Raw genomic sequence first — 26,749 nt, forward strand, 5'->3', positions numbered from 1 at the left:
CAGACCCGGTGCGTCCAAACGCACCTCACGCGCCCGTGACGACTGCAGCAGATTGTTGCCATGGGCCGCAGCGTGTGGTCTGTAGGGCAAGCGGCAACACATGGAAGAGGCGTATAACAAGTGCCAGAGCATCCCAATCTTCGTCTACCCGAGGAATTCGGCGGTAACGAGTGGCTCGTCGACGAAATTTACGAGCAGTACCTCCAGGACAAGAACTCGGTGGACAAGAAATGGTGGAGCATTTTCGAATCGGCCGGCGCCGGCTCAACCCAAACCGCTAATGGCAACGCGCCGCGCGCTGCAAGGGAGGAAACCGACCCCCAGACGCGCCAACTGCCGGTAGTCAAGGAGCCCAAGGGCACCCCGGCAGCTTCCGCCGAAACCACCGCGAACAACCGCAGTGCGGAAAAGCGGATCCCTGCGGATGCCGAGCCTGCCCCCAATACTTCCAAGGACAAGGCCGTGCCCGCCGCCGCCGAAACGGCCGCCAAGTCCGAGCCGAAAACGGCTCCCATCCCGGCGCAGCTGCCGAAGTCTTCGCCCAACTCCCAGACCGAGGAAGACAAGATCTCGGTCCTGCGCGGCCCGGCCAAGGCCATCGCCACCAACATGGACCAGAGCCTGAGCGTTCCGACGGCTACGACGGTACGCGCTGTGCCGGCGAAACTGCTGATCGACAACCGCGTGGTCATCAATTCGAATCTGGCCCGCGCCCGCGGCGGCAAGGTCTCCTTCACCCACCTCATCGGCTACGCGGTCATCAAGGCACTTGGCCAGTTCCCCAGCCAGAACGTGCATTACGACGAGGTCGACGGGAAGCCCGTTGCGGTCCAGCCGGCCCACGTCAACTTCGGCATCGCGATCGACATGCCCAAGCCCGACGGCACCCGCCTGCTTGTTGTTCCGAACATCAAGAAGGCCGAAACCATGAACTTCGCGGAGTTCTGGCATAACTACGAGGACCTCATCAAGCGCGCCCGCGCCGGTAAGCTGACCGCTGACGATTACGCTGGCACCACGTCCTCGCTGACCAACCCGGGCGGCATCGGTACCGTCCACTCCGTCCCCCGGCTGTCCAAGGGCCAGGCGACCATCGTCGGCGTCGGTGCCCTCGAATACCCCGCCGAATTCCGCGGGGCAAGCGAGAAGACCATCGCCGCGCAGGGCGTTGGCAAGATCATCACGCTGACCTCCACGTATGACCACCGCGTCATCCAGGGCGCCGGCTCAGGCGAATTCCTACGCCTCGTAGAGTCGCTGCTGCTCGGCGAGCAGGACTTCTACGACGAGATCTTCGAGGCTTTGCGAATTCCGTACGAGCCGGTTCGCTGGCGTCCGGACAACCAGGTTGACGTAGAACTGCAGGTCAACAAGATTGCCCGCATCCAGCAGCTCATTCACGCTTACCGGGTCCGCGGACACCTCATGGCGGACACAAACCCGCTGGAGTACGTCCAGCGCAAGCACCCTGACCTGGACATCCTCACTTACGGCCTGACCATGTGGGATCTGGACCGCGAGTGGGTCACAGGCGGCTTCGGCGGCAAGTCCCGGTTGAAGCTGCGCGACATCCTCGGTGTGCTCCGCGATGCCTACTGCCGCACCACCGGCATCGAGTACATGCACATCCAGGATCCTGAAGAACGTAAATGGTTCCAGGACGAACTGGAGCGCCCGTACGCGAAGCCCAGCCGCGAAGAGCAGCTGCGCGTCCTGGGCAAGCTCAATGCCGCCGAGGCGTTCGAAACGTTCCTGCAGACCAAGTTCGTGGGCCAGAAGCGCTTTTCGCTGGAAGGCGGCGAATCCCTGATTCCGCTGCTGGACGCAGTGATCTCGGATGCCGCCGACGACGGCCTGGACGAAGTGGCCATCGGCATGGCCCACCGCGGCCGGTTGAACGTGCTGACCAACATTGCCGGCAAGACCTATGCCCAGGTGTTCCGCGAGTTCGAGGGGACGCAGGATCCACGCAGCGTTCAGGGCTCGGGCGACGTGAAGTACCACCTCGGCACCGAGGGCACCTTCACCTCGGACAACGGCAATGAGACCAAGGTCTACCTCGCGGCCAACCCCTCCCACTTGGAAGCCGTTGATCCGGTCGTCGAAGGCATCGTGCGTGCCAAGCAGGACCGTCTCGACCAGGGCGACGGTGCGTTCGGCGTGCTCCCCATCATCATCCACGGCGATGCGGCATTCGCGGGCCAGGGCGTGGTTGCGGAGACACTCAACCTGTCCCAGCTCCGCGGCTACCGCACCGGCGGTACAGTGCATGTCATCGTCAATAACCAGGTCGGCTTCACCACCTCGCCGCACGCATCGCGCTCCTCGGTGTACTCCACCGACGTAGCCAAGATGATCCAGGCGCCGGTCTTCCACGTCAACGGGGATGATCCCGAAGCCGTTGTCCGGGTGGCGCAGCTTGCGTACGACTACCGCCAGCGTTTCCACAAGGATGTTGTCATCGACATGGTCTGCTACCGCCGGCGCGGGCACAACGAGGGCGACGATCCCTCGATGACCCAGCCGATGATGTACAACCTGATCGAAGCCAAGCGCTCCACCCGCAAGCTGTACACCGAAGCCCTCGTCGGCCGCGGCGACATCACGCAGGACGAGGCCGACCAGGCGCTGCGCGACTATCAGGAACGTCTGGAACGGGTCTTCGCCGAAACGCATGCCGCCCAGACCTCGCCGATTCCGGTTGTCACCAAGGACGCGGCCGCCGTCTCGGACATCGAACGCCCGCTGTCACAGCAGGCCGAAGACGAGGTCCGCGTACCGACCAGCACCGCTGTCAGCACCGAGGTGCTCGCCCAAATCGGCAAGGCGCACGTCAGCATTCCCGAAGGCTTCACGGTGCACCCCAAGCTCAAGGCGCTCCTGGAGAAGCGCGAACAGATGTCGCGTGAAGGCGGCATCGACTGGGGCTTCGGCGAAATTGCCGCCTTCGGCAGCCTGCTGATGGAAGGTGTTCCGGTCCGTTTGGCTGGCCAGGACTCGCGCCGCGGTACGTTCGTCCAGCGCCATGCCGTCTTCCATGACCGGTCATCCGGCAAGGAATGGGCACCGCTGACGCAGCTGTCCGAAGACCAGGCGAAGTTCTGGATCTACGACTCGCTGCTCTCCGAATATGCGGCCATGGGCTTTGAATACGGTTACTCGGTTGAGCGGCCGGATGCGCTGGTCATCTGGGAAGCGCAGTTCGGCGACTTCGTCAACGGCGCACAGACGGTAATCGATGAATTCATCTCCTCGGCCGAGCAGAAATGGGGACAGCGTTCCTCGCTGGTCCTCATGCTGCCGCACGGCTATGAGGGCCAGGGACCGGACCACTCGTCCGCTCGCATCGAACGATTCCTGCAGATGTGCGCCGAAGACAACATGATCGTGGCCAATCCGACCACCCCGGCGTCGCACTTCCATCTGCTGCGCCGCCAGGCCTACAGCCGTCCGCGGAAGCCGCTGATCATCTTCACACCCAAGCAGCTGCTGCGCCTGAAGGCTGCCGCCGCCAATGTCGAGGACTTCACGGAGGGCCGCTTCCAGCCGGTCATCCCGGAGGTCCAGGAACTGAACGCAGGGGAAGTCGACCGGGTGGTCCTGGTATCGGGCCGCCTGTACTACGACCTGCTGGCTGCCCGCCAGAAGAACGGCGACACCAAGACTGCTCTGGTCCGGGTCGAGCAGCTATACCCGCTGCCGGCCCAGGAAATCGAGGCCGAACTGGCCAAGTATCCGAACGCCGAGGTGGTCTGGGCCCAGGACGAGCCCGCCAACCAGGGGCCGTGGCCGGTTATTGGAATGATGCTCCCGCAGAGGGTGGACACGAGCCTTCGTCTGGTTTCGCGCCCCGCGTCCGCCGCTACCTCAACAGGTTCCGCCAAGCGGCACGCTGTCGAGCAGGATGTCCTCGTGAAAAAGGTGTTTGAGCGCAAGTAAGTAAGATGATGGGTGGGGTGCACAGACACCCCACCCACTTCTTTTTAACCAGAGGCCTGCCCTAACCAACCAGAAAGCATCTTGTGGAGCAACGCAAAATCAGGATCGCCGCTGTCGGCGACGAACTCCTTGCCGGTACCGGTGATCAGCGCGCCCTCGGTTGGCTCGGACGGACTCTGGCCCGTACCAATCCCGCGCCGGCCAGCCTCGAATCGTTCACTCTGGCGTCGCCAAACGAGGGCACGGAGGAACTTGCCGGACGCTGGCTGCAGGAGGCAGGACGCCGGTTTGATGACGGTTATGAAAACCGGCTCGTTATCGGACTGTCCGACCGCGACCTGGATCTGGAGCTGACGACGGCCCGGAGCCGGCTGAACCTGGCCAACATTCTTGATGGTGCGGCTCAGTTAAGCGTCAAAGCCTTCGTCGTCGGTCCGCCGCCCGGCCTCGATGCCGAGCGCAACCAACGCCTTGCCGAGCTGTCGGCCGCATTCGGTGATGTCACCACCCGCCGCAAACATGTCTACGTTGATACCTTCACTCCCCTGCTCAATCACGAACAGTGGCGCACGGATCTTGCCGCTAACGGCGGCGCTCCCGGACAGGCCGGCTACGGTTTGATCGCCTGGCTGGTCCTCCACCGCGGCTGGTACAGCTGGCTGGAACTGCCCGAGCCCGCTTGACTCCACCCCCAGTCCGCCGGCCAACCCGCTTCAGTCGCCGTCACCGGTTAGGCGTGCATGGACGGATGTGGGAGACTGGTACGCAGTTCTTTTTCATCCAGGTAAGGAGGCAGCTATGAGCAAGCGAGCACGCAAGCGTCGTGACCGTAAGCGCGGCGGCGCAAACCACGGTAAGCGCCCCAACACCTAAGCAACCGGTTTTCCGGTATGGCTTACGGGTCACCCGCCAGCTGAATAAAGCAGGAACCCCCGCAGACCACCAGGTCTGCGGGGGTTCCTGCTTTATCTATACCGGCAGGCAGTTCTAGGCGTCGGCCTGTACCGTGTCAGCGGCTTCGAGGTGGCCGATCCGGTCCAGAATCCGTTCCTTCAGTGTCTGCGGTGCAGCCTCCTGGCACGACCTCTTGACCACGCTTCGGATCAGGCACTCCAGGCTGTGTTCCTGGGCGCATTCCTCGCAACCGTCCAGATGCTGTTTGATCTCGTTGAGGTCCTCGCGGGACAACGCGCCGTCAACGTACTCATAGATCCGCTTCATGCGGTCGTCTTCGCAGTCGCCCAAGCCGTGGCAGTCGCTCATTTGCCGTTCTCCTGTTTTGTCCCCACTGAGGTTTTGTCCGTCTTTTTGCCCATTCCGCGTTCGTGCGCGTAGTCGGCCAGCAGATCGCGCAATAGCTTGCGTCCGCGGTGGAGGCGGGACATAACCGTTCCGATCGGGGTGTTCATGATTTCTGATATTTCTTTGTAGGCAAAACCCTCTACGTCTGAAAAGTAGACGGCCAGCCTGAACTCCTCCGGGATAGCCTGGAGGGCTTCCTTGACGTCCGAATCCGGCAGGTGGTCCAACGCCTCCGCTTCGGCGGAACGCAGTCCCGTCGAAGTGTGCGAAGCGGCTTGGAACATCTGCCAGTCCTCAACCTGGTCCGCGTTGGACTGGAGCGGCTCGCGCTGCCGTTTACGGTACAGGTTGATATAGGTGTTGGTCAGGATCCGGTAGAGCCATGCCTTGAGGTTGGTCCCCGGCTTGTACTGATGGAAGGCCGAAAACGCCTTTGTGTACGCCTCCTGGACCAGATCTTCGGCGTCGCTGGGATTGCGGGCCATACGCATGGCAGCTGAGTAGAGCTGATCCACATACTGCATGGCGTCGCGCTCAAAGCGGGCACTGCGTTCTTCTGGTGTCTCGGTGTCAGCGGCCGCTGCCGGCGCGGATTCCTCCGCAACCTCCAGGGGGGCAGCCTCATCGGATTTGTCTGTTGTCATCGGCACCAAGTCTACGCTGGAGGTCTTCCGGGCACGGTCCAAACGCAGCTGCAGTCCCGCAGCAGGCTGGAGAGTTGCTAGTGGCACTGATTGTCCTTTCGACACGTTGGCGCCGGCGCTACGGTCAAGACCCGCACCTATTGCTCTTCTTCACAACGATGCACGCGCCGTCCTTATTCCACCTGAGGTCATCGTGGACCCCAAGGTTGCGTATGCAGGATGTACAGGGCACGCAAAAGTGCCAGACTAGAGAACAGCGTCACCAGCAGCCCTAGAAACAGCTTCCGCACTGCGGATAGCGCCAGCCAGGAGGTACTTATGACCATCGTTCGCTTTGTTGCCCGCCCGATGCTTGCCGCAACGTTTGTGGCTTCGGGAGTCGATCGCTTGCGAAACGTGCAGGACACCGCGGACCAGCTTCAGCCGGCCCTGCGGCAGGTCCAGACCATGGTTCCCTCCGCGGCACCGGTAACAGGCAACGAGAAGCTGGTTGCCCAGGTCATTGGTGCCACTCAGGTTGGGGCCGGCGTTTTGCTGGGGATCGGCAAATTCCCACGCATCGCGGCACTGCTTCTGGCAGGAACGGCAGCGGCGAACGCACTGGTGGAATTCAACGCCGCGGACGCTACGTCGCCTGAATCCCGGCGGGCCCGGCGTAACCAGTTGCTCAAGAACGTGTCCCTCATCGGCGGCGTTCTGCTGGCCGCCGTCGATACCAACGGCCGCCCCGGACTGGTCTGGCGTACCGAGCATCTCGCCTCTGACGCACGCAGAAGTGTGCAGTCCTTCGGCAAGGACGCCCGCAAGAACGCTAGCACCCTGAGCAAAGATGCCCGCAAGCAGCTGCAGAAGGCTGAGCGGACCGTGCGGGCAGCTGCCTCCGATGTGGTGGGTTCCTAGTTTTCCATGACTGAGCAAGCAAGCGCCGGCAGCAACAGCAACCACTGGCCCGCACCTTTCGCCCCGGGGCCGGTCGATGCCACCGTTTACGTGCCGGCTTCGAAATCCTTAACCAACCGCTACCTTGTGCTCGCTGCCTTGGCGGACGGTCCGTCGCGGCTGCGGGCACCCCTGCATTCGCGTGATTCGGTTCTCATGATCGATGCGCTGCGTGCGCTCGGGGCCCGTGTCGAGGAAACACCGGGCGAGGGCCGGTTTGGTCCCGACCTGCTGGTCACGCCTATTGAGCAGGGTCGGGAGCTGGGCGAGACGCGCGTGGATTGCGGGTTAGCCGGTACCGTGATGCGCTTCGTGCCGCCCTTGGCAGCACTGTGCACGGGAACCGTCACGTTCGACGGCGATCCGCAGGCAAGGAAGCGGCCGATGGGCAGCACCATCGACGCGCTGCGCGGCCTCGGTGTCAGGCTGGACGACGGCGGCAACCGCTCGCTGCCGTTCACGCTGGCCGCTTCCGGCGACGTTGATGGCGGGCATCTGGTCATCGATGCCGGAGCCTCCTCCCAGTTCGTCTCAGCGCTGCTGCTGGTCGGCGCCAAATTCCGTAACGGGCTGCACCTCGAACATTCCGGCCAGAGCGTCCCCAGCCTGGACCACGTTGCCATGACCGTGGCGGTACTGCGCAGCGTCGGGGTGGAGGTAGACGATTCCCGGCAGAACCACTGGGTGGTCCGGCCCGGACCGGTCAAGGCCTTCGACGTCACCGTCGAACAGGACCTTTCCAATGCCGGCCCCTTCCTCGCGGCAGCCCTGGCCACGAAGGGAACGGTTCGGATCCCAGGCTGGCCGGAGAAAACCACGCAGGTAGGTGACAAATGGCGCAGCATCCTGGCGCAACTCGGCGCCACTGTCAGCTACGAGAACGGCACCCTCACCGTAACCGGCGGGGCAGAGATCACCGGGGCGCAGCTCGCCGACACCAGCGAACTTGCCCCCACCACGGCGGCGCTCTGTGCCCTGGCCGGCAGCGAATCCAGGCTCACCGGAATTGCCCACTTGCGGGGACACGAAACAGACCGGCTGGCGGCTCTGGTCGCGGAAATCAATGCCTTGGGTGGCGACGCCGAAGAAACCGAAGACGGGTTGATCATCCGTCCGAGGCCACTGCATGGCGGGGTCTTCCATTCATATGAGGACCACAGGATGGCCACCGCCGGAGCCATTATCGGGCTGGCAGTCGAGGGCGTGGAAGTCGAAGACATCGGCACCACGGCCAAGACCATGCCCGAGTTCCCGCGGCTATGGCAGGACCTGTTCGAGACTTCCGTCCGCCAGTCCGAGGCGGGAGCGCTCTAAGGTGGTGCGCGGCAACCGTACGTGGGACGAGTCCGATGTCCGCATCCGTCCCAACAAGCGCGGCTCGCGTCCGCGTACCAAGGAACGGCCTGCCCACGAAGACGCCGTCATCGGGCGGATCATCACCGTGGACCGCGGCCGCTACACCGCGGTCGTCGATGAAGACACTGCCCGGGAACGGGTGGTTGTCGCCGCCCGTGCCCGGGAGCTTCGTCGCAGTCCGGTGGTGGCCGGCGACTTCGTAGCGCTCGTCGGTGACATTACCGGTGAGCCGGATACGTTGGCCCGGCTGGTCCGGATTGAGGAACGCCGGACGCTGTTGCGCCGCAGCGCCGACGATACAGATCCCGTGGAGCGGGTAGTCGTCGCCAATGCAGACCAGCTGGTCATCGTCGTGGCCGCCGCAAACCCCGAGCCGCGCACCGGTTTCATCGACCGCGCCTTGGTAGCGGCGTACGACGCCGGTATCAGCCCGCTGCTGTGCGTCACCAAAGCGGACGTCAAGGATCCCGAAGAACTGCTCTCCAACTACCGGCACCTGGACCTGCCCGTGATCGTCAGCCGGACGGCCGGCACGGAGGGCTCCGGGGTGGATGCACGGTCCGCCGACGGGCTGTCTGCCCGTCTCGACCGTGACGCCGTAGCGGCGCTCCGTGGCTATCTGGATGGGATGGTCAGCGTCATGCTCGGCCATTCGGGCGTGGGCAAGTCCACCATGGTCAATGCCCTCACGGGGGCGGAGCGCGCCACGGGGGGAGTCAACGCGGTGACCGGGCGGGGCCGGCATACCTCCTCCTCGGCGCTGGCCCTGAAGCTGGCCGACGCTCCGGCTGGCAGCTGGATCATCGACACGCCCGGCATCCGTTCTTTTGGACTGGCCCACGTGGACCCGGACCGGATCATTTCCGCTTTTCCCGATTTGGAGCCCGGGACGGCGGACTGCGAGCGGGGCTGCAAGCACGACGACCATGCCGTCAACTGCGGCGTGGACGCCTGGGTGGCCTCCGGGCAGGCCGGCGAATCCGGCCCGGCACGGCTGGCCTCGCTGCGCCGTTTGCTGGGAACGGAAGAACGCGCCCAGGCGAAGGAACTCGGGTTCCAGTAGCACCGCCGTCGTCGGTCAGGGACTTCACATCCCGCATCCGGCCGCCAAATAAGGATAAGTTGAAGCCTATGACCCGTGACGTTCAAAGCTATAACGACGATCTGCGCCTGGCCCATGTGATGGCCGATTCCGTGGATTCGCAGACCATGGCCCGCTTCAAGGCGCTGGACCTGAAAATCGAGACCAAGCCGGATCTCACCCCTGTCACGGATGCGGACCGCGCCGCTGAAGAGGCCATCCGCGGCCAACTCTCCCGGGCCCGGCCGCGCGACGCGGTCCTCGGCGAGGAATACGGCAGCAGCGGCCACGGCTCCCGCCGCTGGATCATCGATCCCATCGACGGCACGAAGAACTTCGTCCGCGGGGTGCCGGTCTGGGCCACCTTGATCGCGCTGGTAGACGAAGACCGTCCCGTGGTCGGCCTGGTCAGCGCGCCGGCTCTGGGCAAGCGCTGGTGGGCCGCGACCGGAACCGGTGCCTACATGGGACGTTCGCTGTCCGCGGCCACCCGGCTCCGGGTATCCGATGTCAACCGGCTCGAGGACGCGTCCCTCTCCTATTCCAGCCTCACCGGCTGGCAGGAACGCGGCAACTTCCCGGAGTTCCTCGGCCTCACCGAATCCGTCTGGCGCACCCGTGCCTACGGGGACTTCTGGTCCTACTGCATGGTGGCCGAGGGCGCCGTCGACATTGCCTGCGAACCCGAACTCAACCTCTATGACATGGCGGCCCTCGTGCCGATCGTGACCGAGGCCGGCGGACGGTTCAGTTCGCTCGAGGGCGAGGACGGACCCTTCGGCGGCAACGCGTTGGCCACGAACGGCACGCTGCACGACGAGGTCCTCTACCGGCTCAATCCGCAGTTGCGCGGCCAGCGTCCGGCCGCACACCCGGAGGACGGGTCCCTGCCGGAAACCGCTCCGGAGGCCTCCATGGAGGCGGACGGCCTGCGCTGACGCTGTCTTTTGTGACGAATTACGACGGCGGCCGTCCCCATTCCGGGGATGGCCGCCTTTTCGTTCCCGTAACAAAGATGCGGCCCCTCCGGCCGGACAATAATCTCGATGGCAGGTCACGAGTGCCAGCGCTAAACCCCGGTTAGCTGGCCGGCAACCCTCCTCACGCGGCGGGGTGCCCCGGGTGACGACCTGGCCGTTCCTGACTGGTTCGGCAAGCGCGGATCCGCTCTGCCATTGGCACGGGTCCCTCACCAGATGAGGTCATATGAGCACCACCGTTATCGACTCCGCCCTGTCCCCCGAACTGCTGGCTGCGGAACAACCGTTCCAGGAAGTTACCGGGGCAGAACTCGCCGCTCCCCTGCTGGACGGCGGCGCCATACGCTATGCCAATCTGGACTACGCCGCGTCGGCACCCGCGCTGGCTTCCGTCACCGCCTATCTGGAGCAGCTGCTCCCCTACTACGCGAGCGTCCACCGCGGTGCCGGCTACGCATCCCAGGTCTCCACCTCCGTCTACGAGCATTCACGCAACGTCCTGCGTTCTTTTGTCGGCGGGCGGACCGATGACCTTGTCATCTTCACCCGCAACACCACCGACTCCCTGAACCTGCTGGCCGGCTGCATTCCGGCCGGCGGCGAAGTGCTGTACCTGGACATCGAACACCACGCCAACCTGCTGCCCTGGCAGGCGGTACCGCACCGCAGCGTGGTGGCCCGGCCAAGTATTGCCGCCACCCTCGAAGCCATCGAGGCCGAGTTGGCCGGTGGCCAGGTGGCTCTCGTTGCCATCACCGGCGCGTCGAACGTTACCGGCGAGATATTCCCGATCGCCGAAACCGCGCGGCTTGCCCACCGGTATGGGGCCCGGGTAGTGGTGGATGCGGCCCAGCTCGCCCCGCACCGGCGCCTCGACATTGCCCGGGACAACATTGACTACGTAGTCCTCTCCGGGCACAAGCTCTATGCCCCGTTCGGCGCGGGAGCGATCATCGGGCGGGCCGACTGGCTCGATTCCGGCACACCGCATCTGGCTGGCGGCGGCGCGGTGAAACAGGTCCGGCTGGACGGCGTGGTCTGGACTACGGGGCCGGCCCGGCATGAGGCTGGCTCGCCCAATGTGCTCGGTGCGGCCACCCTGGCCCGGGCCGCCGAGCACATCGCGCAACTGGATGAGGAAGCGTGGCAGCAGCATGAGTCCGTGCTGCGTGGGTATCTCATCGAGCGGCTGGAGGCGGTGGACTCGGTCACCGTGCACCGGATTTTCAGCGGCGAGGCCACCCCGCTGGATGCCATCGGCGTCGTTAATTTCTCGGTGGCTGGATACGACGCGGGCCTCGTCGCCGCGTATCTCTCGGCAGAACACGGCGTCGGCGTGCGGGACGGCAAGTTCTGCGCCCATCCCTTGCTCAACCGCCTCGGGCTGCCGTCCGGTGCGCTGCGTGCCAGCTTCGGGCTGGGGTCCCGCTTGGAAGACGCGGCCCGGCTCGCGGACGGAGTGGCAGCGCTGGTCCGCGACGGCCTGCGCCACGACTATGTCGTCGAGAGCGGACGCTGGGTGCCAGCGGTGGAAACACGGGCCTTCCCCGAGTGGGCACCGGCGACGCCGGGAACCGCCGGGGCGGCGCCGTGCTCCTTGGGCTAGGAACGTATCCCTGCACGCCGGATGGAGCATGATCTAATTGACCCGTCGTTTGCGAAGCCGCCTGTGCAGTGGGCACGGGCGGCTGGCGGCGTCAATGACAGGTCAAGGAGAGGCCCCAGCCAGAGGGCAGAGGGTGCACGAGGAGTGTGGCAGTGGTTCGCGGCGGACCCCGGATGGACGACGAACGGCGCCGGGAGTTCGGCAGCAGCTTCCAGCAGGGTGGCGCGCATTATGACCGGGTCCGTCCCGGCTACCCCGATGACGCCGTCGATTGGCTGGTGCCGCCGTCGGCACGGGACGCCGCGGATGTAGGCGCCGGTACCGGAAAATATACGGCGGCGCTGCTGGCCCGCGGGCTGCGGGTGACCGCCGTGGATCCGTCGGCCGACATGCTGGAGCAACTGGCAATCAACTACCCCGCAGCCCGGATCGTACTGGGGACGGCCGAACATACCGGCATCGACAATGACGCCGTCGATCTGGTGACCGTGGCACAGGCCTGGCACTGGGTGGATCAGGCGGCGGCGAGCGCGGAGGCTGCCCGGATCCTGAGGCCCGGAGGAACGCTGGGCTTGATCTGGAACCAGCTCGATGTCTCCATTCCCTGGGTCCACCGGCTCTCGAGGATCATGCATGCCGGTGACGTTTACAGGCCGGACTTCCGCCCCTTCATCGGTCCTGAATTTATCCGGCATGAGGGCCACGAAACCCATTGGGCCGATCCACTGACGCCCGCCGACTTGCTGGAACTGGTCAAGTCGCGCAGCTACTACCTGCGGGCGAGCGAACAGACGCGCACAAAAGTCCTGGCCAATCTGGACTGGTACCTGCATGAACATCTGGGCCATGACCGGGAAGAGGTCATCCAGCTCCCCTACCTGACCCTGACTTGGCGCGCGATGAAGGCGCACCGCTAAGTTCGAGGTCTTCTGCAGAAATTTTTTGCCGCGCCCTATTATTCCGGCGCCCCTTTGAGATAAATTTAGGCATGCCGAAAAAACTGGGGTCCATGCTGGCCGTCATCTTAATGAGCATGCTGACGGCCTGCGGTCCTGTGGGCAACGGTTCGGCTGCCGCCCCGAAGCCGTCCGACGAGCGCCCCATGGTGCTGACCACGTTCACGGTGCTTGCAGATCTGGTGCGTCAAGTGGCCGGTGAGCATGTGCGGGTGGAATCAATCACCAAGGTGGGCGCGGAGATCCACGGCTACCAGCCCACTCCTTCGGATCTGGTCGGCGCCCAGGATGCGGACCTGATTCTCGACAACGGGCTGGGCCTGGAGCGTTGGTTCGCCCGGTTTGTGACGGCGGTACCGGCCCCGCATGCAGTCCTGTCGGAAGGAATCGACCCCGTGGATATCCGCTCCGGGAACTACGAGGGCAAGCCCAATCCGCATGCCTGGATGTCGCCGGAGGCCGCCAAGGTCTATGTCGACAACACCGTCGTCGCCCTGAGCGAGCTGGATCCGGCGCATGCCGCGGACTTCCATGCCAACGGCGAACACTACAAGGACCAACTGGACGGTGTCATGCAGGAACTGAAGGACGCCTTCCAGGACAGCGACGCCGTTGCCGCCCTGGTGACCTGCGAGGGCGCTTTCTCCTATCTAGCGAGGGACGCCGGTCTGAAGGAAGCTTTCCTGTGGCCGGTGAACTCCGACGCCGAAGGTACCCCCCGGCAGATCAAAGACACCATCGCCTTTGTGCAGCAGAACCAGGTTCCGGCTGTGTTCTGCGAATCCACGGTAAATCCCGGCGCGATGGAACAGGTTGCCGCCGCGACCGGCGCCGAACTCGTCACCCCGCTCTACGTCGATTCGCTGTCCGGTCCCGACGGCCCGGTACCGAGCCATCTGGACCTTATCCGGCACGACATCGCCCTGATCAAAGAAGGACTCGCCTCATGAGTGTGCATGAACTTCCCACCGGCGCTGAGGCCATAACCGTGAGGTCGCTGCACGTGGCGTACAACGAGGTCATAGCCCTCGACGGCGTCACGCTGACCGTCCGGCCGCAGACTATTTGCGGGCTGATCGGCGTCAATGGGTCCGGCAAGTCCACGCTGTTCAAGTCCCTCATGGGCCTGGTCCAGCCGACCAACGGCAACGTACGGCTTTTCGGCGTCGAGCCCAAGGACGCACGGAAGCTCAACGTCGTCTCCTACGTTCCGCAGTCCGAGGATGTGGACTGGACGTTTCCCGTGTCCGTCCGCGACGTCGTCATGATGGGCCGCTATGGCCGGCTGGGACCGGCCCGCCGCGCGCACCGTGCCGATCGGGAGGCCGTGGCGGCAGCACTGGAACGCGTGGGACTGTCGGAGCTCCAGCACCGGCAGATCGGCGAGCTCTCGGGTGGTCAGCGGAAGCGGGCCTTCGTGGCGCGGGGAATCGCCCAAGATGCCGGGCTGCTGTTGCTCGATGAGCCGTTCGCCGGAGTGGACAAGGGCTCCGAGGGGGCCCTGATCAGCCTGTTCAAGGAACTGCGGAACGAAGGCCGGACCGTGCTGGTCTCGACCCATGACCTGGCCGGCATCCCCCAGCTCTGCGACGAAGCCATCCTGCTCCACCAGCGGGTGCTTGCGCATGGCAAACCCGAAGCGGTCCTGACCAACGAGAACCTCGCACGGGCCTTCGGTACAGCCCTGGCCACCGCCCAGGAAGGAGCGCATCATGGACGTCATTAATTGGGTGCTGGAGCCGCTGCAGTACGGCTTCTTGACCCGCGCGCTGCTGGTGACGCTGGCGGCGGCCGTGGTCTCAGCCGTACTGTCCTGCTGGCTGATCCTGATGGGCTGGTCCCTCATGGGCGACGCGGTATCCCATGCAGTGCTGCCCGGCGTGGCGCTGGCGTACATTGTCGGCCTGCCGTTCTCGCTGGGCGCCTTCATCTTCGGTGCCGGTGCCGTAGCGCTGATCGGCGCCGTCCGGTCCACCACGAAACTCAAAGCTGACACGGCCATCGGCGTCGTTTTTACCGGCCTTTTTGCCCTCGGCCTGGCCATCATTTCCAAGACTCCGAGCCAAACGGATCTGCAACACATCCTGTTCGGCAACGTCCTCGGGGTAAATACCGCGGAACTGCTCCAGGTACTTGTGCTGGGCGCGATCACACTGGCCGTGCTGCTCTACAAGCGGCGTGACCTGACGCTGCTGGCGTTCGACCGGATCCATGCCCACGCCATCGGGCTGAACACGCGCTGGCTTTCCGCCCTGATGCTGGGGCTGCTGGCCCTGACCGTTGTGGTGGGCCTGCAAGCGGTAGGCATTATCCTGATGGTGGCCATGCTGATCACGCCCGGCGCCACGGCATTCCTGTTGACCCGCCGCTTCGACACCATGCTGCTGATCGCGGCGTCGATAACGGCATCGGCCGCGCTTGCCGGCATCTACGCCAGCTACTACTTGGACATTTCCACCGGCGCCTCGGTGGTCCTGGCCCAGTCCGTGGTCTTCGTCGCCGTCTACCTGTTCTCCCGGCGCAACGGGGTAGTCTGGCAATGGCAGCGGCGGCGCAGCGCCAGGCGCCGGGTCTCCGAACAGCCGAGCATCCCCACGTCCGTCTAGAGAACAAGATGCCTCCGAACAAGCACAGTCCCGCCCTTAGCAGCGGCTCCGCCAGTGTCCAGGACTACGTCAAGGTGATCTACTCCTTCACCGAGTGGCAGGATGAGCCGATCAGCTCGTCCCAGCTGGCCAACAGGCTGGGCGTCGCCAACTCCTCCGTGTCTGAAATGGTGCGCAAGCTCGTCGAGCTTGGGCTCGCCATCCACGAACCGTACAGCGCCGTGGAGCTGAGTGACGAGGGCCGCCGGCTTGCTCTGGCCATGGTTCGCCGGCACCGGCTGCTGGAGACCTTCCTGGTCCAGGAACTCGACTATGCCTGGGACGAGGTCCACGACGAGGCCGAACTGCTCGAACACACCGTTTCGGACACTTTCATCGAACGGCTGTCCGCCAAGCTCGGCTATCCCGACCGGGACCCGCACGGCGATCCGATTCCGGATGCACACGGCGCCGTAAACATTCCGCAGGCACATCAACTCGCCAGCCTGGATGCGGGCCATACGGGCCGGATCACGCGCATCAGCGACGCGAATCCCGAACTCCTGAGGTTCCTCAGCGCCGAGGACATCGGCTTGGATGACCACGTGGAGGTCATCGGCCACAAGCCTTTCGGCGGCCCCCTGGTAGTCCGCGTCGGTACCGCTGGGCGAAACCGGGAGCTGGATCTGGGTATTGAGGCGGCCTCGGCGCTGTGGGTCTTCAGTGACAAACCCCACGCTGGCTGCGCCCTCACCACATGAGAACGACGCCGGCTGCGCACCTTGGGCGGCCGGAAAAACCTCCGCTGCCGCCCGCCACCGTCTGGACAGCTGTGGCCGTCGGCGGGCTGCTCGGCACCGAGGCGCGTTACGGCCTGGGGCTGCTCATTCCCGAAGCCACCGGCGTTCTTCCGTTGACCACGCTGGGGATCAATGTCGTAGGTAGCCTCCTGCTGGGGATAGTCACCGCCTTCTGGACGGAACGACCGGAGGCTCCGGCGTGGCTCCACGCCGGCCTTGGCCCCGGCCTCTTAGGTTCCTTCACGACGTTTTCGGCCGTCACCATCGCCATCGAGCAGCTTGCCGCTGCCGGCCGCCATGAGGTTTGGCTCGCGTATCTGGTATTGTCCCTCGCCGCCGGGCTGGCCGCGGCCGTGGCCGGCTTGGTGCTCGGCCAAGTGCTCGTGAGGCGCACGGTCGGCTCAACGGCCGGACAGTCGTGACCGCTCTGGCCGCGTTGCTGGTGGGTGTCTTCGGCATGGTAGGGGCGCTGGTGAGGTTCGCCGCGGATACCATGTTCAGCCGGGCCGGTGCCTCCAGGACCGCGCGCGCGGCCTGGCCCTGGTCAACCTTGCTGGTCAACGTAGCCGGCTCGTTCATCATCGGGCTGGGCTATTCATTGACCGTGCAGAGTTCGCTGACGGAGCCATGGAGTACGGCGCTGGCGACGGGACTGGCTGGCGGCCTGACGACGTTCAGCTCCTGGACGGTTGCCACCGTCCGACTGTGGGCAGAACGGCGGCTTGTTGCCGCCGTCGTCAATCTTGCGGCCAATCTTGCGCTCGGCCTGGGAGCGGCAGCGCTGGGTCTGCTGCTGCTCGGATGAGAGCGCTGTCATCAGCACACTGATAATTTGGGTAAGCTCAAGTTTGTCCGCTTCAGGCTAGGGAAGGGCGCTTAATGGCATCGCTGGGAATTGAGGAAGAGTACCTGCTGCTCAATCCGGCCACGGGATTGCCCGAGGCGGTCGCAGACAAGGTGGCCCAGAACCTGGAGTCCCTGCAGGTGGCCCGCGGGGATATCCAGCGGGAGCTGCTCAATTGCCAGATCGAAACCGCCACGGCCGTTTGCTCCACACTGACCGAGGCCGAGGAATCGTTGCTGAATTTCCGCCGCCAGCTGGACACCGCTGCACGGAAGGCGGGCGTCCGCGCGGCCGCGACCGGCACGGCAGCACGGATCCACGAAGACTACCCGGAGGTGACGGACAAGCAGCGTTACCACGACTTAAAAGCCAGCGCCAAAGGGATTGTCGCCGACCAGTTCGTCAACGGCCAGCACGTACATGTTTCAGTCCCCGACAAGGAGTCGGGCGTGCAGGCCTTGAACCGGATCCGGCCCTGGTTGCCGGTCATCGTGGCGCTGAGCTCGAATTCGCCATTCTGGTTGGACCGCGACAGCGGGTTTGCCAGCTGGCGGATTGTGCACTACCGCCGTTGGCCAGTCCAAGGCTGTCCCCCGCTGTTCGCTGATGCTGCCGACTACGAGCGGCGGATCCAGCGGCTGGTGGACACCGGCGTTGTCATCGACCGGGGCGTCCTCACCTGGCTGGCGCGCCTGTCCGACCGCTACCCCACATTGGAAGTGCGCGCGGCCGATGTGCAGCTGGAAGCCCAGGACGCAGTCCTCATCGCCGCGCTGATCCGCGGACTGGTCGTCACAGCCCTCGCCGAAGCGGAGGCCGGCAAAGAGTTTCCCGACCTCGACGCCGAACTCCTCGATGCGGCAGTCTGGCAAGCCGGACGGCAAGGGCTGGCCGATAAGCTGATCGACCCGTTCTCCGGACTCCTCCTGCCCGCCCGCGATGTGGTCAACTTGCTGGTTCGCCGCATCCGGCCAGCCCTTGAGGAAGCCGGCGACGCTGAGTGGGTAGACGCTTCCCTGGAACGCTTATGGACCGACGGCATCGGAGCGGAACGGCAACGGCGCGTCATGGCAGCTGGCGGAATGCCGGCGCTAATGGATCTCTACGCTGGCTCGCTGACCGCCGAGCCCTGAGCGTCACGGGCTATCCGCGGCCTCCGCTCCGCCCCAGTTGCTGCTCGCCATCCGACCCTTCCAGGAGCGAACTGATCAAGTCCGAAATGATTGGCGAGGGGGCAACACCGAATTCCTGGCGCAGCCTGATCCGGAAGGACTGGTAAGCCCGCAGCGCTTCCGCATTGTTTCCCTCCGCCAGGTAGCACTGGAGCAGTAACCGTTGTGCACTCTCGCGTAGAGGCTCTATGGTCGTCGCAGCGCGCGCAGCTTCCATCGCCGGATCGATCCTTCCCAGCAGCAGAAACTGCTTGGCCAGCCGCTCAAGCACCGACAGGCGCAGGCGCTGCCACCTCTCCTGTTCGGAGATAACCCAGTCTTCGTACCAGCCCGGCAACAATTCGGCGTCCTGCACCGCCTCCAGCAGGCTCTGCTGGAGGCCGGGATTGGCATGTTCCTCCAGCCGGGCTGCCTGCACCTTGATCTCGCGGACATCAACGCTGACGTGCTCGTCCAAGTCCACCGGATCCTGCGTCGATGACAGGAGCTGAGGCAACGTCCGATTAACCAGGAAGACACTCTCCCGAAGACTGCCCGCCGCCTGATGCTCCGAGCTGTCCGGCCACAGCAATCCGGCCAAAAAAGTTCGGGACTGCCTGCCATACAGAGCCAAGGCCGCAATAAGGCGTTGCTGGCGCAAAGCAACTTTCACAGGGTTACCCCCGCGATGCAGTTGCCAGCCCCCCACAAGTTGTAAATCCCAAGGTCGATCGGTAGCCATAGCCGCAGTGATCCCCACAGTAACTCCCCACAGAGCCAGCCGGACTCTCCGGCCCCGGCTCCCCTCGCGGGCCCCACCGCTTGGAATCTTCAGGATCGCTAATGCGCGCGGCAGTGTCAATGAATCGAGCAAACGGTCTCAGGAAAGCTCAAGGTCCAGGAGAAAGCTAAGACCCAGGGGATGGTCGTGGCTGCTGGCGCATCGGGCCCTACTGGGACGCCAGCAGAATTCTTCCAGTTTGTTCCGACTCCGCGCTGGTCGCGATGTTGGCCTATTGTTGATGACGATGATTACCAGACGAGATGCAGCCCTAGCCCTTGACATTCCGCTCGAGATGGCCCGACGGCACGGCATACCTTCGCGGCTCTGCGAGGAGGACCTCGCCGAGATTGTAGCTAATCCGCCGCAGTGGCTCCTGCAGTCCCGAGCCAACCGCACAGGCAAGAGGCCGGTCTGGGTTGAATTGCGGTGTTATGTCTGCGGCTTTTCCGAGACAGCCCGGCCAAAGAAGTGGTGGCCTCAGTTCACTTATGTCATCTGCGAATTCCACGATCCACAAGAGCTGCCCGAACCCGGGGTCGGCATGCGCCGGAGCGAATTCGATGGTGTGGGCAGCCGCTTCATCGGCATAGTCGAGGATCCTGTAGAAGGTTCCTGACGCTGTCCCGCAGCCGTCAGCATGCTTAAGCGACAAACAGGCCGGAAGCGTTATGCCTCCGGCCTGTTTGCGTTGGTGGAGATGGGGGGAATTGAACCCCCGTCCGATGTTGCGTTGCCAGGACTTCTCCGGGCGCAGTTTGCTTCGGGATTTCTCGGCCCCAGCCATCATGCAAACAAGTGGCTGACCCGGGCCCAGCCGTCTAAAAGTCCCGGACACCCCAACGGCGAAAGTGTCCAGCAGTGGCCCTCTAAATGACGCCAGAAACCGGGGCGAGAGCGTACCCGGACTGACGGACTATGCCCGCTGCTTAGGCAGCGAGAGCGAAGTCGTGCTGTTTGGATTCAGCAGTTATTTTTTGCAGAGAGCGTTAACGAGATAGCCCTGCATCCTCGGCCCGCTTCCCCTGGCGCGACTAACATCGTCGAAACCTGTCATCCCCATATTGAGTTACCAAACCGGTGGTTCACACCGGACTATCTATTGTAACCACAACTTCTGCGAATGTATTCCCAGAGTCCCCTGATGTTTTATAGCCCTCGGGCACGGGCAGATTTACGCTCTATTTAGGCTGGCCGGCGAAACTGCGGACACCGCGCCGAGGCCGGGAGCTTCTCATGCTGGCCAAAGGCTGGTCGGCCAGGCTCGGCGGGGAAGGTAGCGCTGTGTAGCTCCAAGGCTGGCTATGCGGCGTTCCAGCGACGTCTGGGGCGAGTTGCTGAAGCGTCAGTCACCGAGATTCCCGATGAGCACTGATCAGGCAGAGCCGCGGTTGCGCTCACGCATGGCACGTAGCGCTTCACGCTTGTCCTGCTGTTCACGCAACGTCTGACGCTTGTCGTAGTCCTTCTTGCCGCGGGCAATTGCGATTTCGACCTTCGCCCGGCCGTCGTTGAAGTAAAGCTGAAGCGGAACAATCGTGAAGCCGGATTCGCGGATCTTGTGTGAGATCTTGTTCAGCTCTTCGCGGTGCAGCAAGAGTTTCCGGCGCCGCCGGGCGGAGTGATTTGTCCAACTGCCGTTGAGATACTCCGGGATATAGACGGCTTCCAGATACAGCTCATCGTTGTAGAAAACGCAGAAACCGTCCACTAGGGACGCCCTGCCCTCGCGCAGCGATTTGACCTCGGTTCCCATGAGCGCCATGCCAGCCTCAAAGGTATCCATAATGTGGTAGTCATGCCGGGCCTTGCGATTGGTGGCCACTACCTTCCGGCCACTTTCCCTGGGCACGGGGCGACTCCTTCTGGTTCAAATCCTCTTAGGTGAAAACATCCAGTATACCGGCGCGGAACAAGTCTCCCCGCTGGCTACAGCAGGCCCATAGGGTTGACCAGCGAGCCGTTCAGGATAGTTTCAAAGTGCAGATGGCATCCGGTCGAGTTGCCGGTTGTTCCAACGTAACCGATAACATCCCCTTGGCTGACCCTCTGGCCAACGGACACGGCGGACCGCGTCAGGTGGAAGTAGTTCGTGGCCAAGGCACTGCCGGACACCACGCCGTGGCTGATCACTACCATGTTTCCGGCGGCACCGCCCCACCCGGACGTCCAAACTTCGCCACTGGCAGGCGCGCGCACCGGCGTGCCGCAGGCTGACCCATAGTCCAGTCCGGTGTGCATGTAACCGCCGGAACCGCCAAAATCGATTGTGCCGGCGGGGGTTGCCCTCCACCCGTATCCGGAGGTCACCGGGCCGGACACCGGAGAGGCCAGACCGAACGAGGACGACTCACTCGGCGCGGCGGGCGGTGGTTCGACCGTGGGAACAATCTGCGGGACCGGCTGGTTGGCTGCCGCGGCAGCCGCCTTGGCGGCCTTGATCCGCGCCTGTTCCTTCTCCCAGGCAGCTTGGGCCGCCTTGCGCTCGGCCTCTTCCTTCTTGCGGCGTTCTTCGGCTTCGCGCCGCAGCCTTTCCTGCCGTTCGGCGATATCGGCCTGCACCTGCTGGTGCTGTTTCTCGACCTCAGCCAGCTGCTGCTGGATCTTCGGTTTCTGGGCCTGCAGTTTATCCGAAAGGGCGGAGGTATCCGCGATCAGCGTGTCCACCTTCTCCTTCTCGGCTGCGGCTCATCCCGGGCAGTCTGCCTCGGCAGCCAATGCCTCTTCGGCCTGCCGCTTGAGGTCCCGGATTTCTTCCTCGACCGCCTCGAGCCGGGCCTTCGAGTTCACGTTCGTAGCGTTCTGTTGGGAAAGCTTGTTCAAGGCGGCGTTCTGGCTGCGCAAGGCCTGGTCTGCCAAGCCGATGGTGTCGGCCAGGCCAGAGTCACCCTCCGAGCCAAAGACAGCGTCAGGTTAGACGGGACGCCGCCTTGCTTGTAGGCCTGGGTGGCGATCTGCCCTATGATCTCCCGGGTTTCAGCGAGCTCTTCCTTGTCATCATCGAGCTGCTGATTGATGTTGTCCTTGGTCTGCAACGCCATGTCAACGCGCTGCGCCAGAGCCGCGACCTTGTTCGCCGCTTCCTCGACCCGTCCCTGCGCCTCTGCCAGTTTCTGCTGGGCCGCGGGCAACTGGCTCTGGTACTCCTTAAGCTGCTTTACCGTCTCTATGATGTCGGCGTCCAGGAATTCCAGTGAATGCTCAACTTCGGCCATTTCCTGCTCGAGCGCTTCTTTGCGATCGTCCAGCTGATCCGCCTGTACGGGACCTGCGGTACCGAGGGAAAACGCCAGGAAGGCGGCCAGCGCGGCGCTGATAATCCCCTGCGGCAGACACGACTTCCTACCCGCGTGTAAACGGTTCACTGTCCGTTCCCCAACCTGTTGTTCTGCTCAGTAGACATGATTCTAGACCTTCAAATAGCGTCGGAGGGTAAGAAAGAGAGGAAATTCCTGCCAGCACGGTACCGAGCAGGATCAGCGCAGGTGCGATCAGGAGCACCGATCCCTCCGATATGAAGGCCGTATCCGGATATTGCTGTGCCAGCCAGTCGCCGATAAAGAACCGCGCCACTGCCCACAACGTGACCGAAGCCAAACAGCGCGCCGATGACAGCGGCAATGACGCCTTCCAGCACAAACGGCAACTGGATCACCGCCTCGAAGCTCCTACCAGACGCATGATGCCCGTCTCACGACGTCGGCTGAAGGCCGAGAGACGGATGGTCGTCGCGATCAGCAGGATCGCGCACACAATCATGATGGCGGCGATACTGACCGCCACGAGGGAGGCTATGTTCATCACGCTGAAGACCCGCTCCAGGATCTCCCGCTGGTCCACAACAACTTCGACGCCGGGCAACGAGGAGAAGATCTCGTTGATAACCTCGTACTTTTCCGGGTCCACGAGGCTGACACGGAAGGACTCCGGCAGCTGATCCGCCGTTACGGAATCCACAATCGGCGAGTTAGCGAACTGGTCGCGGAAGTGTCCCAACGCGTCCTCTTGCGACTCGTATAGGTAGGTGTCCACGTACTGCGCGACAGCAGGCGACTCAAGCGTGTTTTTGATTTCCGCCCGCTGTTCGTCGGTTACTGGCCCGGAGGCACAGCTTTGCCGCCGTCGACGTATCGACGCAGAGGAAGACGGCGACCTGGACCTTGTCGTACCAGTAGCCCTTCATCTGGTTGATCTGCAACTGGAGCATACCGGCAGCCCCGACGAACGTCAGCGAGATGAACGTGACCAGGATGGACGGAGACGACCATGGAAAGATTGCGGCGCAATCCGGAACCGATTTCACCAAGAATGAATGCGAGCCTCATTTGTTATCACCCTGGGCGCCAACGTAGATGCCTTCGGCCTCATCGCGGACCAGTACGCCGTCGACCAGTTCGATCACTCGCTTGCGCATGTCGTTCACGATCACATTGTCATGCGTCGCCATGACGACGGTGGTGCCGTTTTGATTGATCCGGTCCAGGACCTTCATGATGCCCATCGAGGTGGTGGGATCAAGGTTTCCGGTCGGCTCGTCGGCCAGCAGGATACCGGGCTTATTCACGATGGCCCGGGCGATAGCCACTCGTTGCTGTTCGCCGCCGGAGAGCTCATGAGGCATGCGGTGGTCCTTGCCTTCCAGGCCGACCGTCTTGAGTACTTCGGGAACCGTCTCGCGGATCATCGCCCGGCTCTTGCCGATTACCTGCATGGCGAAGGCCACGTTGCCGGCAACGGTTTTATTCGGCAGCAGCCGGAAATCCTGGAAGACAACGCCGATACCGCGACGCAGCTTGGGCACCCGCCAGCTTGGAATGTTGGCGACGTTCTGGCCGGCCACGTAAACGGAGCCACGGGTAGCCCGGTCCTCCTTGAGGACCAGCCGGATGAAGGTGGACTTCCCTGATCCCGAAGCTCCAACCAGGAACGCGAAATCCCCGCGGTCCACTTCAAGGCTGACCTTGTCCAGAGCGGGTCGCGTGTTCTGGTCGTAAATCTTAGTGACGTTGTCGAATCTAATCATGACTACTTCGTGCCCAAATACAGCTGCCGACGGCTCGGGCCTATGGTTGAAGGAAAAATCATCGGCGTACTGACTATATGCAGTACGCCTTGGAATTTACCTGCAGGCCCCTAGCGGGCGTGTCGTTCAGGCAAGGCCCGTGGCAGGAAGCCGTGGTCGGCAATGCACCCATCTGCGTGGCATTCTTCCTCGTGACAGCAGGCACGGAATCAACGCCGGCGGCAACGGCGCAGGCGTTCGCTTGCCTCACAATTGTATAGTGATTCATCTCACCCCGCGTCCCTGGCATCGGCCAGAAACGCCGGTTGAGCCCAGCGTGCGACTGGATTCCTGGCCGGCTCCGCCGGCCCAGCAGGGCCCTATTCCGCGGAGTTGCGGGTGTTCGCACGCCAGCGGATACCGGCGTCGATAAAATCATCGATCTCCCCGTCGAATACGGCAGACGTATTACCGACCTCGTGTTCGGTACGCAGGTCTTTGACCATCTGGTAAGGATTCAGTACGTAGGAACGCATCTGGTCACCCCAGGATGCCTTGACATCCCCGGCGAGGGCTTTCTTCTCCGCGTTTTCCTGCTCTTTTTTCAGCAGCAGCAGCCGGGATTGCAACACGCGAAGCGCGGCGGCGCGGTTCTGAATCTGCGATTTCTCGTTCTGCATCGAAACCACGATGCCGGTGGGAAGGTGCGTCAGCCGCACGGCTGAGTCCGTGGTGTTCACCGACTGTCCTCCCGGTCCGGAAGAACGGAAAACGTCGACCTTGATCTCGTTGTCCGGAATATCAATGGAATCCGTCTGCTCGATCAGCGGGATCACCTCCACCGCGGCAAAGGACGTCTGGCGCCGGCCTTGGTTATCGAAAGGACTGATCCGTACCAGGCGATGGGTACCGGCCTCGACCGATAACGTACCGAAGGCGTAAGGTGCCTTGACTTCGAAGGTCGCCGATTTCAGCCCTGCTTCTTCGGCATAGGACGTGTCCAGTACTGTCGTGGGGTACCCGTGGCGCTCCGCCCAGCGCAGGTACAGACGCATGAGCATTTCCGCGAAATCGGCTGCGTCAACGCCGCCGGCGCCAGCGCGGATCGTGACAACAGCTTCCCGCTCGTCGTACTCGCCCGAGAGCAAGGTGACGACTTCGAGCTGGGCGAGCGCTTTCTTCAATGCCGCCAGCTCGCTGGCTGCCTCCGCCATCGAGTCGGCGTCATCCTCACCCTGGCCCAGCTCAACGAGCACCTCCAGATCGTCGATCCGCGCCTCAAGTTTTTCCAGCCGTTCAAGATCGGACTGGCGGTGCGAGAGCTTTGACGTGATCTGCTGTGCTGCGGCGGGATCGTCCCAGAGATCGGGCACGCCGGCCTGCTCGCTCAGCTCTGCGATGTCCTTGCGGATGGTTTCGACATCGGTCACTGCCTCGATGGAGTCATAGGTGGCGCGCAGGGCGCGGATTTCTGCGGGAAAGTCGATCTCAGCCATGGTTCTCCAAGCCTACGCCATGCCGGGAACGCCGATGCGCTGCCCGCGGCTTGGCATCCATCTAGCGCTGGCACCTTCTATCAGCGCCGCAGCTCCGAACGGGCATCGCTGGACACGGTGATCGGCACACCAGCCGGAACCAGGAAGTTCACGATGGGAGGATGCACCACGGCGGAGAGGACAACGTGGGCTGTGCGGCTTTCCGGCGAACCGGTGCCGGGGCTGATGGACAGGCCTTCGAACCGGCCCGCTGCGCCGGTATCCGCAAGATGGCGTTGAACGGCGCTGCGGACGGTACCGTCGCTCAAGGTTGGAACGGGCGCACCGTTTGATATGCGCCGCTTGATAACGCTGCTGCGCGCTCCGGCCGGTCTTCGCTCCGAGCGTGGCTCAGCGGCTGTGGATTTCGTGCTGGTCGGCGGCGTCCTGACGCTGATCTTCGTTTCGATCATGCAGTTGGCCCTTGTTCTGCATGTGCGGAACACCTTGATCGATGCCGCCGGTTCCGGGGCCGCTACGGTGCCTTGGCAGATCGCGGGCCGGAAGACGCCCGGGGCCGCACGGTATCCCTGATCACCGGCTCCCTGAACGCTGCCTATGCCACGGACGTACACGTGGAGGAGATCCAACGCGGGGGAATCAGGACACTTCGGGTGACGGTAAACGCTCCGTTGCCAGCGGTCGGACTGGTGGGTCCTGCAGGCGGATTGGAGGTGGAGGGCCATGCGGCACTGTCCCGATAGCAAATACCGCCCGTCAAGGTGGCCCGACAAACTTCGCCGGCGTCTGACAGCGGCGGCAGGTCCTGACGATCCTGCGGAGCGGGGCAGTGCTGTTGTGGAGTTCGTCTTCCTTGGCGCGCTGCTGCTCGTACCGGTGGTCTACTTCGTCATCGCAGTGGCTCAGGTTCAGGCTGGCTGACGCGTCCCATGGCATCGTTGAAAAGTCCTTCGAGCGCGGGCTTGGCAATGGCGAGGATCCCGGCCACCAGCACCGCGGACATTAGGGTGATCATGACCCACCCGGGCACATCGCCACGCTCGGGGTCCTCGCCGGACACAACCGTCCGGAACCGACCGGCGAGCTGTGCCAGCATTATCGACAGCAGTACAGCTGCTTTCAGAGTGAAGGAATACTTGTTCATTTTCCGCCTTCTTTACCTTTGATCCGTTGTTGGAATTCTCATTGCGGCACCTTCACCAGCGCAGATTGATCAGGGCCAGTCCCGGATATACAGCGAACAACACGGTGAGGGGCAAAACACCGAACACGAGCGGAACCATCATG

At 63.6% G+C, this 26,749-nt stretch carries 27 protein-coding genes, 1 other RNA gene, 2 pseudogenes and 1 riboswitch; of the genes and pseudogenes, 18 read left to right on the forward strand and 12 right to left on the reverse strand.

Features of this window, described 5'->3' with window-relative positions:
• Nucleotides 1–120 precede the first annotated feature (120 nt).
• From AC20117_RS21785 to AC20117_RS24395, 3 genes are all read left to right on the forward strand, one after another.
• Nucleotides 121–3,939, forward strand: coding sequence for a multifunctional oxoglutarate decarboxylase/oxoglutarate dehydrogenase thiamine pyrophosphate-binding subunit/dihydrolipoyllysine-residue succinyltransferase subunit (locus tag AC20117_RS21785; protein WP_074701641.1), 3,819 nt, complete (start codon nt 121–123; stop codon nt 3,937–3,939).
• Between the two features lie 83 nt (nt 3,940–4,022).
• Complete coding sequence (locus AC20117_RS21790) at nt 4,023–4,622, forward strand: GDSL-type esterase/lipase family protein (RefSeq protein ID WP_074701639.1); 600 nt, start codon at nt 4,023–4,025, stop codon at nt 4,620–4,622.
• A gap of 115 nt (nt 4,623–4,737) precedes the next feature.
• The gene (locus tag AC20117_RS24395; protein WP_369299106.1) at nt 4,738–4,812 is read left to right on the forward strand and encodes a 50S ribosomal protein bL37; all 75 of its coding nucleotides are present in this window, start codon (nt 4,738–4,740) and stop codon (nt 4,810–4,812) included.
• Nucleotides 4,813–4,926: 114 nt separating this feature from the next.
• On the opposite strand, the gene rsrA is transcribed toward AC20117_RS24395, so the two are convergent.
• Nucleotides 4,927–5,202: a mycothiol system anti-sigma-R factor gene (gene rsrA / locus AC20117_RS21795; protein WP_074701638.1), complete on the reverse strand. Its 276-nt coding sequence runs from the start codon at nt 5,200–5,202 to the stop codon at nt 4,927–4,929.
• A complete protein-coding gene (locus AC20117_RS21800; protein WP_083339810.1) occupies nt 5,199–5,885 on the reverse strand; it encodes a sigma-70 family RNA polymerase sigma factor in 687 nt (228 codons plus the stop codon). The genes rsrA and AC20117_RS21800 overlap by 4 nt, the downstream gene beginning before the upstream one ends.
• Nucleotides 5,886–6,203: 318 nt before the next feature.
• On the opposite strand from AC20117_RS21800, the gene AC20117_RS21805 reads away from it, so the two are divergent.
• From AC20117_RS21805 to AC20117_RS21865, 13 genes are all read left to right on the forward strand, one after another.
• Nucleotides 6,204–6,785, forward strand: coding sequence for a DoxX family protein (locus tag AC20117_RS21805; RefSeq protein ID WP_074701636.1), 582 nt, complete (start codon nt 6,204–6,206; stop codon nt 6,783–6,785).
• Between the two features lie 6 nt (nt 6,786–6,791).
• The gene (gene aroA / locus AC20117_RS21810) at nt 6,792–8,138 is read left to right on the forward strand and encodes a 3-phosphoshikimate 1-carboxyvinyltransferase (RefSeq protein WP_074701635.1); all 1,347 of its coding nucleotides are present in this window, start codon (nt 6,792–6,794) and stop codon (nt 8,136–8,138) included.
• Nucleotide 8,139: 1 nt separating this feature from the next.
• Nucleotides 8,140–9,243, forward strand: coding sequence for a ribosome small subunit-dependent GTPase A (gene rsgA / locus AC20117_RS21815; protein WP_074701634.1), 1,104 nt, complete (start codon nt 8,140–8,142; stop codon nt 9,241–9,243).
• Between the two features lie 68 nt (nt 9,244–9,311).
• Nucleotides 9,312–10,199: a histidinol-phosphatase gene (gene hisN / locus AC20117_RS21820; protein ID WP_074701632.1), complete on the forward strand. Its 888-nt coding sequence runs from the start codon at nt 9,312–9,314 to the stop codon at nt 10,197–10,199.
• Nucleotides 10,200–10,313: 114 nt separating this feature from the next.
• Nucleotides 10,314–10,426: riboswitch (SAM riboswitch) on the forward strand.
• A gap of 41 nt (nt 10,427–10,467) precedes the next feature.
• Entirely contained in the window at nt 10,468–11,847 is a 1,380-nt protein-coding gene (locus AC20117_RS21825) for an aminotransferase class V-fold PLP-dependent enzyme (protein WP_074701631.1), read from the forward strand.
• Nucleotides 11,848–11,999: 152 nt separating this feature from the next.
• Nucleotides 12,000–12,764, forward strand: a complete 765-nt coding sequence (locus AC20117_RS21830; protein ID WP_074701629.1) for a class I SAM-dependent methyltransferase — start codon at nt 12,000–12,002, stop codon at nt 12,762–12,764.
• 71 nt (nt 12,765–12,835) lie between these two features.
• Nucleotides 12,836–13,753 carry a metal ABC transporter substrate-binding protein gene (locus tag AC20117_RS21835; RefSeq protein WP_074701628.1) on the forward strand — a complete coding sequence of 306 codons (918 nt, stop codon included), beginning with the start codon at nt 12,836–12,838 and terminating at the stop codon, nt 13,751–13,753.
• Entirely contained in the window at nt 13,750–14,529 is a 780-nt protein-coding gene (locus AC20117_RS21840) for a metal ABC transporter ATP-binding protein (protein WP_074701626.1), read from the forward strand. The genes AC20117_RS21835 and AC20117_RS21840 overlap by 4 nt, the downstream gene beginning before the upstream one ends.
• Nucleotides 14,516–15,409, forward strand: coding sequence for a metal ABC transporter permease (locus AC20117_RS21845; RefSeq protein WP_170837960.1), 894 nt, complete (start codon nt 14,516–14,518; stop codon nt 15,407–15,409). The genes AC20117_RS21840 and AC20117_RS21845 overlap by 14 nt, the downstream gene beginning before the upstream one ends.
• A gap of 8 nt (nt 15,410–15,417) precedes the next feature.
• Complete coding sequence (locus AC20117_RS21850) at nt 15,418–16,149, forward strand: metal-dependent transcriptional regulator (protein ID WP_074701623.1); 732 nt, start codon at nt 15,418–15,420, stop codon at nt 16,147–16,149.
• On the forward strand, nt 16,146–16,610 hold the full coding sequence (locus tag AC20117_RS21855; protein ID WP_083339809.1) for a fluoride efflux transporter FluC: 465 nt from the start codon (nt 16,146–16,148) through the stop codon (nt 16,608–16,610). Before AC20117_RS21850 ends, AC20117_RS21855 begins: the two co-directional genes overlap by 4 nt.
• Nucleotides 16,607–16,993 carry a fluoride efflux transporter FluC gene (locus AC20117_RS21860; protein ID WP_335644701.1) on the forward strand — a complete coding sequence of 129 codons (387 nt, stop codon included), beginning with the start codon at nt 16,607–16,609 and terminating at the stop codon, nt 16,991–16,993. Before AC20117_RS21855 ends, AC20117_RS21860 begins: the two co-directional genes overlap by 4 nt.
• Before the next feature lie 74 nt (nt 16,994–17,067).
• Entirely contained in the window at nt 17,068–18,165 is a 1,098-nt protein-coding gene (locus AC20117_RS21865) for a carboxylate-amine ligase (RefSeq protein ID WP_074701622.1), read from the forward strand.
• Nucleotides 18,166–18,175: 10 nt separating this feature from the next.
• Here AC20117_RS21865 and AC20117_RS21870 read toward each other — a convergent pair whose 3' ends face one another.
• On the reverse strand, nt 18,176–18,925 hold the full coding sequence (locus tag AC20117_RS21870) for an AfsR/SARP family transcriptional regulator (RefSeq protein WP_158300417.1): 750 nt from the start codon (nt 18,923–18,925) through the stop codon (nt 18,176–18,178).
• 286 nt (nt 18,926–19,211) lie between these two features.
• Here AC20117_RS21870 and AC20117_RS21875 point away from each other — a divergent pair, with 286 nt between their 5' ends.
• Nucleotides 19,212–19,583 (forward strand): hypothetical protein, encoded by a 372-nt coding sequence (locus AC20117_RS21875; protein WP_074703327.1) that lies wholly within the window; start codon nt 19,212–19,214, stop codon nt 19,581–19,583.
• 73 nt (nt 19,584–19,656) lie between these two features.
• On the opposite strand, the gene ssrA is transcribed toward AC20117_RS21875, so the two are convergent.
• The 8 genes and pseudogenes from ssrA to AC20117_RS21915 all read right to left on the reverse strand — a co-directional run bounded on the left by ssrA (nt 19,657) and on the right by AC20117_RS21915 (nt 25,770).
• Nucleotides 19,657–20,025, reverse strand: a transfer-messenger RNA (tmRNA) gene (gene ssrA / locus AC20117_RS21880).
• Between the two features lie 314 nt (nt 20,026–20,339).
• Nucleotides 20,340–20,816, reverse strand: a complete 477-nt coding sequence (gene smpB, locus AC20117_RS21885; RefSeq protein WP_074701619.1) for an SsrA-binding protein SmpB — start codon at nt 20,814–20,816, stop codon at nt 20,340–20,342.
• A 77-nt stretch (nt 20,817–20,893) separates the two neighbouring features.
• Entirely contained in the window at nt 20,894–21,631 is a 738-nt protein-coding gene (locus tag AC20117_RS24260) for a M23 family metallopeptidase (RefSeq protein ID WP_335644705.1), read from the reverse strand.
• Between the two features lie 152 nt (nt 21,632–21,783).
• Nucleotides 21,784–22,329: a coiled-coil domain-containing protein gene (locus AC20117_RS24265; RefSeq protein WP_335644707.1), complete on the reverse strand. Its 546-nt coding sequence runs from the start codon at nt 22,327–22,329 to the stop codon at nt 21,784–21,786.
• A 42-nt stretch (nt 22,330–22,371) separates the two neighbouring features.
• A pseudogene (ftsX, locus tag AC20117_RS21895) lies at nt 22,372–23,289 on the reverse strand (permease-like cell division protein FtsX).
• On the reverse strand, nt 23,286–23,987 hold the full coding sequence (ftsE, locus tag AC20117_RS21900) for a cell division ATP-binding protein FtsE (protein WP_074701615.1): 702 nt from the start codon (nt 23,985–23,987) through the stop codon (nt 23,286–23,288). The pseudogene ftsX and the gene ftsE overlap by 4 nt, the downstream one beginning before the upstream one ends.
• A 359-nt stretch (nt 23,988–24,346) precedes the next feature.
• A complete protein-coding gene (gene prfB, locus AC20117_RS21910) occupies nt 24,347–25,462 on the reverse strand; it encodes a peptide chain release factor 2 (protein ID WP_074701612.1) in 1,116 nt (371 codons plus the stop codon).
• 80 nt (nt 25,463–25,542) lie between these two features.
• Entirely contained in the window at nt 25,543–25,770 is a 228-nt protein-coding gene (locus AC20117_RS21915) for a hypothetical protein (protein ID WP_179951891.1), read from the reverse strand.
• 25 nt (nt 25,771–25,795) lie between these two features.
• Here AC20117_RS21915 and AC20117_RS21920 point away from each other — a divergent pair.
• Nucleotides 25,796–26,205, forward strand: a pseudogene (locus AC20117_RS21920) (TadE/TadG family type IV pilus assembly protein).
• A gap of 146 nt (nt 26,206–26,351) precedes the next feature.
• On the opposite strand, the gene AC20117_RS21930 reads toward AC20117_RS21920, so the two are convergent.
• The gene (locus tag AC20117_RS21930; RefSeq protein WP_418202248.1) at nt 26,352–26,558 is read right to left on the reverse strand and encodes a hypothetical protein; all 207 of its coding nucleotides are present in this window, start codon (nt 26,556–26,558) and stop codon (nt 26,352–26,354) included.
• Between the last annotated feature and the right edge of the window lie 191 nt (nt 26,559–26,749).

The sequence above is a fragment of the Arthrobacter crystallopoietes genome, from assembly GCF_002849715.1.
GTDB classification, from domain to species: Bacteria; Actinomycetota; Actinomycetes; order Actinomycetales; family Micrococcaceae; genus Crystallibacter; species Crystallibacter crystallopoietes.

Bases quoted from the DNA above. Each gene is read 5' to 3' on its own strand.
- rsrA (WP_074701638.1), bottom strand. From the start codon at position 5,202: ATGAGCGACTGCCACGGCTTGGGCGACTGCGAAGACGACCGCATGAAG.
- ftsE (WP_074701615.1), bottom strand. From the start codon at position 23,987: ATGATTAGATTCGACAACGTCACTAAGATTTACGACCAGAACACGCGA.
- AC20117_RS21870 (WP_158300417.1), bottom strand. From the start codon at position 18,925: ATGGCTACCGATCGACCTTGGGATTTACAACTTGTGGGGGGCTGGCAA.
- hisN (WP_074701632.1), top strand. From the start codon at position 9,312: ATGACCCGTGACGTTCAAAGCTATAACGACGATCTGCGCCTGGCCCAT.
- AC20117_RS21845 (WP_170837960.1), top strand. From the start codon at position 14,516: ATGGACGTCATTAATTGGGTGCTGGAGCCGCTGCAGTACGGCTTCTTG.
- AC20117_RS21800 (WP_083339810.1), bottom strand. From the start codon at position 5,885: ATGACAACAGACAAATCCGATGAGGCTGCCCCCCTGGAGGTTGCGGAG.
- AC20117_RS21840 (WP_074701626.1), top strand. From the start codon at position 13,750: ATGAGTGTGCATGAACTTCCCACCGGCGCTGAGGCCATAACCGTGAGG.
- AC20117_RS21835 (WP_074701628.1), top strand. From the start codon at position 12,836: ATGCCGAAAAAACTGGGGTCCATGCTGGCCGTCATCTTAATGAGCATG.
- AC20117_RS21855 (WP_083339809.1), top strand. From the start codon at position 16,146: ATGAGAACGACGCCGGCTGCGCACCTTGGGCGGCCGGAAAAACCTCCG.
- aroA (WP_074701635.1), top strand. From the start codon at position 6,792: ATGACTGAGCAAGCAAGCGCCGGCAGCAACAGCAACCACTGGCCCGCA.
- AC20117_RS21930 (WP_418202248.1), bottom strand. From the start codon at position 26,558: ATGCTGGCACAGCTCGCCGGTCGGTTCCGGACGGTTGTGTCCGGCGAG.
- AC20117_RS21805 (WP_074701636.1), top strand. From the start codon at position 6,204: ATGACCATCGTTCGCTTTGTTGCCCGCCCGATGCTTGCCGCAACGTTT.
- AC20117_RS21865 (WP_074701622.1), top strand. From the start codon at position 17,068: ATGGCATCGCTGGGAATTGAGGAAGAGTACCTGCTGCTCAATCCGGCC.
- prfB (WP_074701612.1), bottom strand. From the start codon at position 25,462: ATGGCTGAGATCGACTTTCCCGCAGAAATCCGCGCCCTGCGCGCCACC.
- AC20117_RS21850 (WP_074701623.1), top strand. From the start codon at position 15,418: ATGCCTCCGAACAAGCACAGTCCCGCCCTTAGCAGCGGCTCCGCCAGT.
- AC20117_RS21825 (WP_074701631.1), top strand. From the start codon at position 10,468: ATGAGCACCACCGTTATCGACTCCGCCCTGTCCCCCGAACTGCTGGCT.
- AC20117_RS21875 (WP_074703327.1), top strand. From the start codon at position 19,212: ATGATTACCAGACGAGATGCAGCCCTAGCCCTTGACATTCCGCTCGAG.